11 protein-coding genes and 1 other RNA gene are annotated in these 12,293 nt (G+C 66.1%); 7 read left to right on the top strand and 5 right to left on the bottom strand.

From position 1 onward, the window contains the following. Positions 1–12 precede the first annotated feature (12 nt). Positions 13–441, bottom strand: a complete 429-nt coding sequence (locus WIT60_RS08970) for an acyl-CoA thioesterase (protein ID WP_339583598.1) — start codon at positions 439–441, stop codon at positions 13–15. A gap of 54 nt (positions 442–495) precedes the next feature. Here WIT60_RS08970 and WIT60_RS08965 point away from each other — a divergent pair, with 54 nt between their 5' ends. After that, complete coding sequence (locus WIT60_RS08965; RefSeq protein WP_339583597.1) at positions 496–2,313, top strand: ABCB family ABC transporter ATP-binding protein/permease; 1,818 nt, start codon at positions 496–498, stop codon at positions 2,311–2,313. 17 nt (positions 2,314–2,330) lie between these two features. Next, entirely contained in the window at positions 2,331–3,143 is an 813-nt protein-coding gene (gene cysQ, locus WIT60_RS08960; RefSeq protein ID WP_339583596.1) for a 3'(2'),5'-bisphosphate nucleotidase CysQ, read from the top strand. Between the two features lie 58 nt (positions 3,144–3,201). On the opposite strand, the gene WIT60_RS08955 is transcribed toward cysQ, so the two are convergent. Next, complete coding sequence (locus WIT60_RS08955) at positions 3,202–4,035, bottom strand: prohibitin family protein (RefSeq protein ID WP_339583595.1); 834 nt, start codon at positions 4,033–4,035, stop codon at positions 3,202–3,204. A gap of 165 nt (positions 4,036–4,200) precedes the next feature. Between WIT60_RS08955 and pyrC the strand changes: the two genes are divergently transcribed. Continuing rightward, a complete protein-coding gene (gene pyrC, locus WIT60_RS08950; RefSeq protein ID WP_339583594.1) occupies positions 4,201–5,244 on the top strand; it encodes a dihydroorotase in 1,044 nt (347 codons plus the stop codon). Here the strand turns inward: pyrC and WIT60_RS08945 are convergent. From WIT60_RS08945 to cysK, 3 genes are all read right to left on the bottom strand, one after another. Further along, complete coding sequence (locus WIT60_RS08945) at positions 5,198–5,959, bottom strand: TetR/AcrR family transcriptional regulator (RefSeq protein WP_339583593.1); 762 nt, start codon at positions 5,957–5,959, stop codon at positions 5,198–5,200. The genes pyrC and WIT60_RS08945 overlap by 47 nt on opposite strands. Before the next feature lie 64 nt (positions 5,960–6,023). Then, entirely contained in the window at positions 6,024–6,809 is a 786-nt protein-coding gene (locus tag WIT60_RS08940) for an ion channel (protein ID WP_339583592.1), read from the bottom strand. 28 nt (positions 6,810–6,837) lie between these two features. Then, positions 6,838–7,752, bottom strand: a complete 915-nt coding sequence (gene cysK / locus WIT60_RS08935; RefSeq protein ID WP_339583591.1) for a cysteine synthase A — start codon at positions 7,750–7,752, stop codon at positions 6,838–6,840. 99 nt (positions 7,753–7,851) lie between these two features. On the opposite strand from cysK, the gene dsbD reads away from it, so the two are divergent. The 4 genes from dsbD (at position 7,852) to WIT60_RS08915 (ending at position 12,288) form a co-directional block, all read left to right on the top strand. Next, complete coding sequence (gene dsbD, locus WIT60_RS08930) at positions 7,852–9,552, top strand: protein-disulfide reductase DsbD (protein ID WP_339583590.1); 1,701 nt, start codon at positions 7,852–7,854, stop codon at positions 9,550–9,552. A 7-nt stretch (positions 9,553–9,559) separates the two neighbouring features. Then, entirely contained in the window at positions 9,560–10,759 is a 1,200-nt protein-coding gene (locus WIT60_RS08925) for a multidrug effflux MFS transporter (RefSeq protein ID WP_339583589.1), read from the top strand. 9 nt (positions 10,760–10,768) lie between these two features. Then, positions 10,769–11,095, top strand: an RNA gene (gene rnpB, locus WIT60_RS08920) — RNase P RNA component class A. A gap of 74 nt (positions 11,096–11,169) precedes the next feature. Beyond that, the gene (locus tag WIT60_RS08915; protein ID WP_339583588.1) at positions 11,170–12,288 is read left to right on the top strand and encodes a carbonic anhydrase family protein; all 1,119 of its coding nucleotides are present in this window, start codon (positions 11,170–11,172) and stop codon (positions 12,286–12,288) included. The last annotated feature ends 5 nt before the right edge of the window (positions 12,289–12,293 follow it).

The raw sequence follows: 12,293 nt of genomic DNA, 5'->3' as shown, positions 1-12,293 counted from the left end.
GCTTGCGCCGCATCAAGCTTGCTCAGGGTTGATGGGGCGGGGCTTGCCGTCCAGGTCGATGGCCACGTAGGTGATGTTGGCCTCGGTGACCTTGAAGAGCTGCGGCTGGCTGGGATTGCGCTCGGCCCAGACTTCCATGTGCACGGTGATGGAGGTGCGGCCGATTTTCTCGACGCGGCCATAGAGCGAGACCACATCGCCCACCGAGACGGCCTGCTTGAAAGTGAATTGGTTGACGGCCACGGTGGCGATGCGCCCACGCGAGACGATGCCCGGCAAGATGGAGCCGGCCAGGTCCACCTGGGCCATGATCCAGCCGCCAAAGATGTCGCCATTGCCATTGGCATCCGAGGGCATGGGCACCACGCGCATCAACAACTCCATCTCGGGGTGCAGATCCGGGGGGCACATGAGGATATTGGGCTTGGGCGTGAGGGTCATGATCAATCAGGGTCGACAATCGACGTTTCGAACTCAATCAGGCATTGTTCCAGAATGCGACGCTACGCTTCGCCGCCCGCCGGTGAAAACCCGCACTCCGTCACAGATCAGCCCCGCTCCGAACGCGATACGCTGGCCCGCCTGTGGCCCTACCTGTGGGCCTACAAGGGCCGCGTGATGCTGGCGCTGGCCTTCATGGTGGGCGCCAAGCTGGCCAATGTGGGCGTGCCCCTCTTGCTCAAAGACTTGGTGGACACCTTGGCCCCGAAGGCGGGCGGCGCGCAGGCCCTGCTGGTCGTGCCGGTGGGCCTGCTGGTGGCCTATGGGCTGTTGCGCCTGTCCACCTCGCTGTTCACCGAGCTGCGCGAGCTGGTGTTTGCCAAGGCCACCGAGGGGGCCGCGCGGCGCATCTCGCTGCAGGTGTTCGGGCACCTGCATGCACTGAGCCTGCGCTTTCACCTGGAGCGCCAGACCGGGGGCATGACGCGCGACATCGAGCGCGGCACGCGGGCGGTGCACTCGCTGATCTCGTACTCGCTCTACAGCATCATCCCCACGCTGATCGAGGTCACGCTGGTGCTGACCTTGCTGGGCACGAAGTTCGACGCGGCGTTTGCCTGGATCACGTTGACGGCGTTGGTGGTCTACATCGCCTTCACCGTGACGGTGACGCAGTGGCGCACGCGCTTTCGCCGTGAGATGAACGAGCTGGACTCGAAGGCGCACACGCGGGCGGTGGACTCGCTGCTGAACTACGAAACGGTGAAGTACTTCAACAACGAGGCGTTCGAGACACGGCGTTATGACGAGTCGCTGGAGCGCCTGCGCCGGGCGGCCTTGAAGTCGCAACGCTCGCTGTCGCTGTTGAACACGGGGCAGCAGACCATCATCGCCATCGGCCTGATCGCCATGCTGTGGCGCGCCACCGAGGGTGTGGTCGCCGGCCGCATGACGGTGGGTGATCTGGTCATGGTCAACGCCTTCATGATCCAGCTCTACATCCCGTTGAACTTCCTGGGCGTGATCTACCGCGAGATCAAGCAGTCGCTCACCGACCTGGACAAGATGTTCACGCTGATGGCGCGCGAGCGCGAAGTGGCCGATGCGCCCGATGCGCGGCCGCTGCTGCTCAAGGGGCCGCCTTCGGTGCGGTTTGACCAGGTGCAGTTTGCCTATGACCCCAACCGGCCCATCTTGCACGACCTGAGCTTTGAGATCCCGGCGGGGCAGACGGTGGCGGTGGTGGGCCCCTCGGGCTCGGGCAAGTCCACGCTGGCGCGGCTGCTGTACCGCTTTTATGACGTGCAAGGCGGGCGCATCACGGTCAATGGCCACGATGTGCGCAGCCTCACGCAGGACAGCTTGCGTCGCCACATCGGCATCGTGCCGCAGGACACGGTGCTGTTCAACGACACAGTGGCCTACAACATCGCCTATGGCCGGCCGGACGCGACCCACGACGAGGTGGTGGCCGCGGCCCAGGCGGCGCGCATCCACGATTTCATCAGCGGCACGCCCAAGGGCTACGACACCATGGTGGGTGAGCGGGGCTTGAAGCTGTCGGGCGGCGAGAAGCAGCGTGTGGCGATCGCGCGTACGCTGCTGAAGAACCCGCCGGTGCTGGTGTTCGACGAGGCGACCTCGGCGCTGGATTCGGCCAACGAGCGCGCCATCCAGGCCGAGCTGGCCACGGTGGCCCAGGGCAAGACGGTGCTGGTGATCGCGCACCGCCTGTCCACCATCGTGCACGCGCACGAGATTTTGGTCATGGAGCACGGGCGCATCATCGAGCGCGGCACGCACCCGCATCTGCTGGCGGCCAACGGGCGCTATGCGGAGATGTGGCGTTTGCAACAGGCGGGTCAGGCGTGAACTCGGGAGGCGTGGCAATGCAGGCAGCACAAACGGATGCGCTGATGGCGCTGGTGCCCTCGGTGGTGGCCTTGGCCGAAGCGGCCGGGGGGGACATCATGGCCATCTACAACGGCGGTCCGACCGCCGTGATGCACAAGGCCGATGCAAGTCCATTGACCGCGGCCGACCTGGCGGCGCATGAGCGCATCTTGACGGGCCTGCAAGCCCTGACGCCGGACATCCCCATCGTGTCCGAGGAAGGCTGCGTGCCCGACGAGGGCGCGCGTTCGGCCGAACGTTTCTGGCTGGTGGACCCGCTCGATGGCACCAAGGAGTTCGTGGCGCGCAATGGCGAGTTCACGGTCAACATTGCCTTGGTCGAGCGAGGCCGCCCTGTGCTGGGGGTCGTCACGGTGCCCGCTCAAGGGGTGAGCTACTGGGGGGCGAAAGGCGTCGGCGCCTTCCGACGCGTGTCGGCCGAGTCGGCGGCTCAGCGCATCCAGGTGGCCGTGCCACGTGAGGGCGGGCTGGCGCTGCGGGTGATGGCCAGCAAGAGCCACCTGAACGAGGCCACGCGGGCCTTGATCGCCCGCATGGGGCACCATGAGCTGGTGCAGGCGGGCAGTTCCTTGAAGTTCTGCCGCATTGCCGAAGGGGCGGCCGATGTCTACCCGCGCCTGGGGCCGACCTGTGAGTGGGACACGGCCGCTGCCCAAGCGGTGGTCGAGGCCGCCGGTGGACATGTCTGCACACTGCAGGGCGAGCCGCTGCGCTATGGCAAGGCCGAGGTGCTCAACCCGGACTTCGTCGTGTCGGCCGTTCCGCTGGCGGACTTGTTGGTCGCCTGAGCGGCCGGGATGCTTTCAGCGATGGGCGTCATGCGTGGCGCGCATCGCATGTCCGTGCTCAGTTCTTCCCGTCCACGTTGATGAAGGGCACGGCCCCTGAAGTCACGTTGGGCAGCTTGCCATCCCACTTGCGGATGGCTTCGCGTTCGTTTTCGATGCGACGCAGGGCGAGCAGGTCGGGCGTGATCTGTTGACGCTGCAGTGCCAGGGCTTCGGCCTCCGCGCGGGCGCTGGCGACCTTCTGCTTGGCTTCGACTTCGATGCGTTGCAGGTCGCGCTCGGCCTTGAGCTTTTCCTGTTCGGCCTTGACCTTGGATTCGATCGCCTCCGAGAAGGAGCGTGAGAAGGCAAAATTGACGATGGCGAACTCGTCGAGCACCAGACCGTGACGGGACATCTTGTCGCGCAGCAGCTTGCCGATGGCCTCGCGCACCTCGGTGCGGTGGCTGACCAGCTCTTCGGCCGTGAAGCGGGCGGTCACGGCCTTCACGGCTTCTTGCGCAGCGGGGATGATGATGCGGTCGGCCGCGATGTCGGTGCTGGGGCCGATGTTGCGGAACACGTTGACCGCCTGCTTCGGGTCCAGGTGGTAGTTGATGGCGATGCGGGTGTGCACCGACTGCAGGTCCTTCGACGCGGCATCGCCTTCGCCCTCACCCTTTTGCAGGCGCACGTCCATCGTGTGCATGGCCTGGGCCAGCGGAATCTTGAAGTGGATGCCGGGCTCGTACACCTGCTCGTCGGGCTTGCCGAAGGTGGTCTTGACGCCGCGCTCGCCGGCCGAGATCACGACGACCGGGCTCAGGGTCCACAGGCCGAACAGCACGGCGCCGCCGATGAGCAGGGTGCGGATGAGGGTCTGCCCCGTGGAGCGGGGATTCAGGTCTGCCATGCAAGGGTCCTCTCTGTGTGAAATGAGTGTGTGGTGAACATTGTGGCGCAGGCGTGCGGGCTGTCCGGTGCCGATCCGAGGGGGAGGGAGCTTCGTGCCGCCGTGCACGCGGAAGTGCGAAAATCCGAGTTTGTTTCAGCCTCCCTTCCCGCCGAGCGGCCTGCCATGACCACGAACACCCTCCAGACCCTGACCCTCACCCGCCCCGACGACTGGCACCTGCACGTGCGTGACGGCGATGCGATGGCCGCGGTGGTGCCGGCCACGGCGCGTCAGTTCGGTCGCGCCATCGTCATGCCCAACCTGCGTCCGCCGGTGACGACGGCCGAGCAGGCCATCGCCTACCGCGACCGCATCCGTGCCGCCGTGCCCGCCGGCCTGTCGTTCGAGCCCTTGATGGTGCTTTACCTGACCGACAACACCCCCGCCGAGGAGGTGGCGCGCGCCAAGGCCATGGGCGCGGTGGCGTTCAAGCTTTACCCCGCGGGCGCGACCACCAACAGTGACGCGGGCGTGACCGACCTGCGCAAGACCTACAAGGTGCTCGAAGCCATGCAGCGCGAGGGCCTGGTGTTCTGCGTGCACGGTGAGGTGACCGACAGCGAGATCGACGTGTTCGACCGCGAAAAGGCCTTCATCGACGACAAGTTGATCCCGCTGCGCCGCGACTTCCCCGAGCTGAAGATCGTCTTCGAGCACATCACCACCAAGGAAGCCGCGCAGTACGTGAGCGAGGCCGACCGCTTCGTGGGCGCCACGGTGACCCCGCAGCACCTGCTCTACAACCGCAATGCCATCTTCATGGGCGGGATCCGGCCGCATTACTACTGCCTGCCGATCTTGAAGCGCGAAGAGCACCGCGTGGCCCTGGTGCAGGCCGCCACCAGCGGCAGTCCCAAGTTTTTCCTGGGCACCGACAGTGCGCCGCACGCCTCGCACCTGAAGGAGCATGCTTCGGGTTGCGCCGGTTGCTACACCGCCCCGTGCGCCATCGAGCTGTACGCCGAGGCGTTCGAGACCGCGGGCGCGCTCGACAAGCTGGAGGCCTTTGCCAGCTTTTACGGGGCCGATTTCTACGGCCTGTCGCGTCACACCGACACCATCACCTTGGTGCGCGAAGACTGGGTGGTGCCCGAGTCACTGCCCTTTGGCGAAGCCGCGATCAAGCCGCTGCGGGGGGGCGAGACGCTGCACTGGCGTCTGCGCTGAGCGCGGCGGCGCGGTCCTGCGGCAGTGTGAGTCGGCCCTCGTTGAGGGCCTCGTACAGCGTCGCCAAACCGTGAAAGACCAGCATGCTGTGGCGCACCAGGTCTTCCAGCGGCAGGTTGAACTGGGCGGTGGCCCAGGCGCGTGCATGGCTGATCAGGGCGCCGGACAGGGCTGCGACCGTGAGCTCGGTCTGGATGCCGTGACGGCCCAGATCGGGGTGGAGCGTTTCGACGAGGCGCAACATGCGCGCGTGGAACTCCTGCGCCGCGGTGTTCGGGCGCACGGCATCCAGGTCATCAATGACGCTCGCATCGAACAGCATGATGCGCGCACGCCGGGGGTCGTCTTGCAGGAAGCGGTACCACTGGCGCAGGCTGGCTTCCAGGTGCGCCAAGGCCATGTCGGTGGACGGCGTGCTGTCGGTGGGTGAACTGGGGGCGGTGAGCTGCAGCAATTCGTTGCGCAACTGTTCGTGCACGGCATCGAACAGCAGACGCAGGGACTTGAAGGACTCGTAGAAGTAGCGCTCGGTCAGTCCCGCTTCGACGCAGATGTCGCGCACGGTCGTGTGGTGGTAGCCCTGGTTGCCGAACACGGTCAGGCCGGCGGCCAACAGGCGCAGGCGGCGTTCTTGGCGTCGTGCTTCCGCCTTCACGCCGCCATAAGGGCGTGTGACGGTGGCAGGGCGTTTGGGTGATGCGAGAGCCTGAGACATGCGGAGCGACGAAAGCGTGTCGCATTGTGGCTCAGGGACAGGGCGAAGCGTCCTGCGGGCATCCCTACTCGGTTGGGGGGCCGGGAGGGCTCGCGCGGCGGGCCTCTTCCAGGGCAACGCGCAACTCGGCGATCTCCTGGCGGACGGCGCGCAACTGGTTGTGCATGTCGCGCAGGATTTCGCGTTCGACCTGGCGTTCCTGCGTGCCCACGAACATGGCGGCGATGCTCGCGGTCACCAGCGACAGCACGCCATAGCCCAACAGCACCACGAACACCGAAAAGATCCGTGAGGCGGTGCTGCTCGGTACGGTGTCCCCATAACCCACGGTCGCTGCGGTGGAAAACGCCAGCCACAGTCCGGCAGGAACCGAGTGGATGGCAGGATCCAGCCAGTAAAAACCAATGCCGCACAGCACCAACACGGCGCTGGCCATCAGCAGCAGTCGGGCCAAGCCGGCCTGGTGCAGCAAAGGCAAGCTGATCCGGACCAGGCGGTACAGCATGAACAAGGCCAGCACGATGCGCCAGGCCAGCGCCGGCGGCGAGTCATGGCTCTCGGGCAGGGTGGCCGTCAGCAGCAGGGCGATGCCCAGCACCCAGTCCAGTCGCTCCTGACGCGGCGTCATCCCCCACGAGCGCGTGACCCGCTGGTGAGCCACGGCTCGCCGGGCATGGCGCCGCTCATGCCATGCCGAGCCCAGCACGACCAGGCCACTCAACACATACATCCCGATCGCCCAGGTGACGGGGGTCGGCATCAGCGAGTCGTAAAAGGCCGGGATGCTCGCGATCAGTGCGATCAGCATGGGCCACGGTGACGGGCTGTTGGAGGCGGGGGGATGCAGCATCGTTGAGGGGACGGACGGTGGGTTTGGCTCAGGCGGGCAGGTAGCCTTCCACCGACAGGTAGCGCTCGCCCGTGTCGTAGCAGAAGCCCAGCACACGGCTGCCAGCGGGCAACTCGGGCAGCTTCTGTGCGATGGCCGTCAGGGTCGCGCCCGACGAGATGCCCACCAGCATGCCTTCTTCGCGCGCGGCGCGACGGCCGTACTCCCGGGCGTCTTCGGCATCGACCAGGATGACGCCGTCGAGCAGACTGGTGTCGAGGTTGCCGGGGATGAAGCCGGCGCCGATGCCCTGGATGGGATGGGGCGAGGGCTGGCCGCCCGAGATGACCGGGGAAGCCTTGGGCTCGACCGCATACACCTTCAGATTGGGCCAGGCGGCCTTGAGCACGCGGGCGCAGCCCGTGATGTGACCACCCGAGCCCACGCCGGTGATCAGGACGTCCAGGCCTTCGGGGAAGTCGGCCAGGATTTCCTGGGCGGTGGTGCGGGCGTGCACCTCGGTGTTGGCAGGGTTGTCGAACTGCTGCGGGATCCAGCTGCCGGGGGTGGCGTCACGCAATTCCTGAGCGCGGGCGATGGCGCCCTTCATGCCCTTTTCGCGCGGCGTCAGGTCGAAGCTGGCGCCGTATGCCAGCATCAGACGGCGGCGTTCGATGGACATGCTGTCGGGCATGACCAGGATCAGCTTGTAGCCCTTGACCGCAGCCACCATGGCCAGGCCGATGCCGGTGTTGCCGGAGGTGGGCTCGATGATGGTGCCGCCGGGTTGCAGGGCGCCGCTGCGTTCGGCGTCTTCGACCATGGCCAGGGCGATGCGGTCCTTGATGGAGCCGCCCGGGTTGGCGCGTTCGGCCTTGATCCAGACTTCGTGGCCGCTGAACAGGCGGTTCATGCGCACATGCGGGGTCTGGCCAATCGTTTCGAGGATGTTCTGGGCTTTCATGAAGGGCCTTCCGTTGAAATTCCGTTGAAAGAGAGGAGTGCCGGGCCGGCAAAGACATACAACTTACACGATGTGCCGGCTCAGGTCAGAATAGGGCGCATGAATTATTTCAGTTTGGGCGCGGCGTGGCGCCGTTTGTGGTGGTGTGTGCTGTGCCTGGTTCCGCTGTGGGGCACATCGGCGGCGTTGGCGCAGACGTTTTTGCCGGTGGACGAGGCCTTCCGCCTGGAAGTGCGTGCGTCCGGTCCCCGGGCCGTGCAGGTGTCGTTCGAGCAGGCGCCCGGGGTGTACCTGTACCGCGAGCAGATGACGGCCACCTGGCGTGCCGCGGGTGGGGCCGAACAGGCGCTGGGTTGGGATCTGCCCCCCGCCGAGTCGAAATTCGACCCCAATTTCGAAAAGACGATGGAGGTGTACCACCAGAGCATCCGGGGCGGGCTGACCTTGCCGGCCGATGCGAAGGGAGAGGCCGTGCTGACCGTGGGCTACCAGGGGTGCGCCGACGCGGGGATCTGTTATCCGCCGCAAAAGCGTGCGTTCAAGGTGAGCTTGGATGCCCAGGGCGTGGTCACGTCGGTGCAGCCCTTTGCGGCCGACACGTCAGGAGCGCGTGTCGGCAGTGGCGGTCCGTTCGCGGGTGTGGCGGGGGGCGATGGTGGCGCTGCGGCCTCCGGTGAGTCGTCCGACGGGGGCATTCGTCAGGCCTTGGCCAGTGGCAGCGTCTGGGTGATCGTGCCGGCTTTCCTGCTGGCGGGCGTGCTGTTGTCGCTGACGCCCTGCGTCTTGCCCATGGTGCCCATCCTGTCGTCCATCATCGTGGGCCAGAAAGACCGGGTGAGCCGGGGGCGTGGTTTTGCGCTGGCACTGGCCTATTCGCAGGGCATGGCGCTGGTCTACACCGCCTTGGGGGTGGCCGCGGGTTTGCTGGGCCAAGGCCTGGCCGCTTACCTGCAGCACCCCTGGGTGGTGTTGGCGTTTGCCGCCTTGATGGTGCTGCTGGCTCTGTCGATGTTCGGCCTGTATGAGTTGCGCCTGCCGGTGGCGGTGCAAAGTTGGCTGGGGGAGGGGACGCGTCACCTGCCTGGAGGCCGCTTTGTCAGCGTCTTTGCCATGGGCGTGGTCTCGGCCCTGATCGTGAGCCCCTGCGTGTCAGCCCCGTTGGCGGGCGCGCTGCTCTACACCAGCCAGACTCGCGATGTGGTGCTGGGCGGCACGGCGCTGTACGCCATGGCCTGGGGCATGAGCCTGCCCTTGCTGCTGGTGGGGCTGTCGGCCGGCAGCCTGCTGCCACGCACCGGGCCGTGGATGACGGCGGTGAAGGCGCTGTTCGGGGTGCTGATGTTAGGCATGGCGCTGTGGGTGGCGCGTCCGGCCTGGCCCTATGTGCAGACGCAGTGGCTGGGGCAGCCTGCCGCCAGCACGGTGCACCAGAGCGTGTTGCCCTTCGAGCGCGTGCGCTCGGTGGCCGAGCTGGAGGCGGCCTTGGCGCGGGCGCAGGCCGACGGCCAGCCGGTGATGCTGGACTTCTATGCCGACTGGTGCACCTCGTGCATCGAGATGGAGCGTGAGACCTTCGCCGACCCGCTGGTGCAGGACCGGCTGCGCGGGGTGGTGCTGTTGCAGGCCGATGTCACGCTCAACAGCGCGGAAGATCGGGCCTTGTTGCAGCGCTTCCAGTTGTTCGGCCCGCCGGGGCTGATCTTCTTCGACCCGCAAGGCCGTGAGCTGAGCGAGGCGCGGGTGATCGGATTCCAGGCGCCGCAGGCTTTCCTGCGCAGCCTCCAGAACGCAGGATTGTGAGCCTCCCATGAACCCTGATGCACGCCAACTGTGGCGCGGCCCGATGTGGGCCTTGTCGGTGTTGTTGGCCACCCTGGGCATGCTGGGGCCCTTCACCATCGATACCTATCTGCCTGCTTTTGCAGGCATCGCGGCGGACTTGCAGGCCACACCGCTGCAAATCCAGCAGACTTTGTCGGCCTACCTGTTTGCGTTCGCCTTCATGAGCCTGTTCCACGGCGCGCTGTCGGACAGTTTCGGGCGGCGGCCGGTGGTGCTGACCGGGGTGGCGGTGTTCACCCTGGCCTCGGTGGGCTGTGCGCTGTCCACCGACATCACGCACCTGATCTTTTTCCGTGCCTTGCAAGGCCTGGCCACCGGGGCGGGCATCGTGGTCTCGCGCGCCGTGATCCGCGACATGTTCCCGCCGGCTGATGCGCAACGGGTCATGTCTCAGGTGACGCTGTTTTTCGGTGTGGCTCCCGCGATTGCGCCCATCATTGGCGGGTTCCTCTTCGTGCACGCGGGCTGGCACGCGGTGTTCTGGTTCCTCGCCGGCATCGGGGTGTTGCTGTGGGTCAGCAACTGGTTCTTGTTGCCGGAGACCCTGCACGTGTCGCAGCGCCAGGCCTTGTCGGTGAAGCATCTGATGCGCGGCTACTGGCAGCTGGGCACCAACCCGCGCTTTCTGCTGCTGGCGCTGGCGAGCGGCATCCCTTTCAACGGCATGTTCCTGTACGTGTTGTCGGCGCCGACCTTCCTGGGGCAGCACCTGCAACTGGCACCCACGCAGTTCTTCTGGTTCTTCGTGTGCACGATCAGCGGCATCATGGGCGGCGCCTGGCTCAGTGGTCGGTTGGCCGGGCGCATTGCGCCAGAGCGGCAGGTGCGCATCGGGCTGGTCATCATGCTCGCTGTGTCGGTGTTGAACCTGGGGGCCAACCTGCTGTTCAAGGCACACGTGAGCTGGTCCCTGTTTCCGATCGGCCTGTATTCGCTGGGCTGGGCCATGATGACCCCGGTGGTCACGTTGATGGTGCTGGACCTGTTTCCCGAGCGTCGCGGCATGGCGGCCTCCATGCAGGCGTTTGTGGGCAGCGCCTCCAACGGGGTGGTGGCCGGGGTGGTGGCCCCGCTGGTGATGCACAGCACGATCAGCCTGGCTTTCGCGGCTTTGTTGCTGATGATGGTGGGGTTGATCGCCTGGGGCGTGCTGCAGCGGCGATAATGCGCGGGTGAAGTCAGCCAGACCGCCGCTGGTGCAAGGCCCGAAAGGGCGCACTGGAGGAAGGTCCGGACTGCACAGGGCAGCGTAGGAGGTAACACCTCTCCACCGCGAGGTGAGGATCAGAGCAACAGAGACGAGCCGATTCAGTTCGGGTGAAACGGGCAATCTCTACGCGCAGCAACACCAAATAGGCACACGTTGACCTGGCCCGGGGAGTGTGCGGGTAGGTGGCATCGAGCCGCTCTGGCGACAGGCGGCCCAGAGGAATGGCGGTCACGGTTCAGCGTCGCGAGACACGGAATCGCACAGAATCCGGCCTATCGGCTGACTTCACACTTATTTTCCCAACGTCAGGGTCAAGTTGGGCCTGTCATCTGCCGAAAACAAGGCGTATGCCGGAGACTTCGACCATGATGCCCACGTTCGCATTCCCGCGCTTGACCGTACTGGCTCTGGCCTGCGCGGCGGGCTTTGCTTTGTCCTTGACCTCCGGTTCGGTGCGTGCCGCCGAGGCGCCGGCTGAAACCGAGCCGGCCGCGTCCAAGAGCATCCGTCCGACCCTGTCGAAGCCGCCGCAGTTCTTTCAGCGCAAAGGTGAGCAGGCCAAAGAGCCTGGCAAGGACAGCGCCAAGGCGCCGGCCAAGTCAGAGGCTCAGGGCGTCTCGATGAGCGAGTTGGCCGACCTCATTGACCAGAAGATTTCCGAGGTGGCGGCCAAGCGTGCGGCGGCGCCGGTCGTGAAAGTCACGCCGCCGGCCAGTCGTGCCAAGCGCCCGGCCGCCGTGAAGGCCTCGGCCGATGTGGCCTTGGCCTCTCAGGACCCCTTGCAACAGCGTTTGTTGAACGGCCGAGATGTGGATTGGGCCTACAGCGGGGCGACCGGGCCAGATGCCTGGGGGCAGCTCAAGCCCGCTTACCGGCTGTGCATGTTGGGCAAACGCCAAAGTCCCATCGACATCCGCGACGGTCTGCCGGTTCACCTCGACCCGATCCAGTTCGACTACCGTCCGACGCGTTTCCGCGTGATCGACACCGGTCGCACAGTGGAGGTCAAGTTCGATCTGGGCAACAGCATCACGGTGATGGGCCAACGCTACGAGCTGGTGGCCATGCACTTTCACCGCCCCAGCGAGGAGCGGGTGAACGGCCGTGCCTATCCGATGTCGGCGCATCTGCTGCACAAGAGCCCGGCCGGGCAGCATGCGGTGGTGGCCGTGTTGCTGGACCAAGGCGAGTCCCAGCCACTGATCCAGCAGGTGTGGAACAACCTGCCGCTGGAGAAGCATCAGGAGCAACTGGCCCAGGCGCCGATGGACCCGAGCCAGATCCTGCCCGCCCAGCGCGCCCAGTACTACACCTACATGGGCTCGCTCACCACGCCGCCCTGCACGGAGAACGTGCTGTGGATGGTGATGAAGCAGCCGGTCACCGTGTCGATCGACCAGATCGACATCTTCCACCGCCTCTACCCGATGAATGCGCGCCCCGTGCAGCCGACTTCGGGCCGCCTGATCAAGGAAGGTCTTTGAGCCCC

The organism is Aquabacterium sp. G14, assembly GCF_037482285.1.
Taxonomy (GTDB): Bacteria; Pseudomonadota; Gammaproteobacteria; order Burkholderiales; family Burkholderiaceae_C; genus Aquabacterium.
The sequence above is the reverse complement of the archived record's forward strand: the minus strand, read 5'-3'. Positions and strand labels throughout refer to the sequence as shown.

What these genes read in the sequence shown, in the direction of transcription:
- WIT60_RS08965 (WP_339583597.1), top strand. Translation starts at nt 496, where the DNA reads ATGCGACGCTACGCTTCGCCGCCCGCCGGTGAAAACCCGCACTCCGTC.
- cysK (WP_339583591.1), bottom strand. Translation starts at nt 7,752, where the DNA reads ATGAAAGCCCAGAACATCCTCGAAACGATTGGCCAGACCCCGCATGTG.
- cysQ (WP_339583596.1), top strand. Translation starts at nt 2,331, where the DNA reads ATGCAGGCAGCACAAACGGATGCGCTGATGGCGCTGGTGCCCTCGGTG.
- WIT60_RS08915 (WP_339583588.1), top strand. Translation starts at nt 11,170, where the DNA reads ATGATGCCCACGTTCGCATTCCCGCGCTTGACCGTACTGGCTCTGGCC.
- WIT60_RS08945 (WP_339583593.1), bottom strand. Translation starts at nt 5,959, where the DNA reads ATGTCTCAGGCTCTCGCATCACCCAAACGCCCTGCCACCGTCACACGC.
- dsbD (WP_339583590.1), top strand. Translation starts at nt 7,852, where the DNA reads ATGAATTATTTCAGTTTGGGCGCGGCGTGGCGCCGTTTGTGGTGGTGT.
- WIT60_RS08955 (WP_339583595.1), bottom strand. Translation starts at nt 4,035, where the DNA reads ATGGCAGACCTGAATCCCCGCTCCACGGGGCAGACCCTCATCCGCACC.
- pyrC (WP_339583594.1), top strand. Translation starts at nt 4,201, where the DNA reads ATGACCACGAACACCCTCCAGACCCTGACCCTCACCCGCCCCGACGAC.
- WIT60_RS08940 (WP_339583592.1), bottom strand. Translation starts at nt 6,809, where the DNA reads ATGCTGCATCCCCCCGCCTCCAACAGCCCGTCACCGTGGCCCATGCTG.
- WIT60_RS08970 (WP_339583598.1), bottom strand. Translation starts at nt 441, where the DNA reads ATGACCCTCACGCCCAAGCCCAATATCCTCATGTGCCCCCCGGATCTG.
- WIT60_RS08925 (WP_339583589.1), top strand. Translation starts at nt 9,560, where the DNA reads ATGAACCCTGATGCACGCCAACTGTGGCGCGGCCCGATGTGGGCCTTG.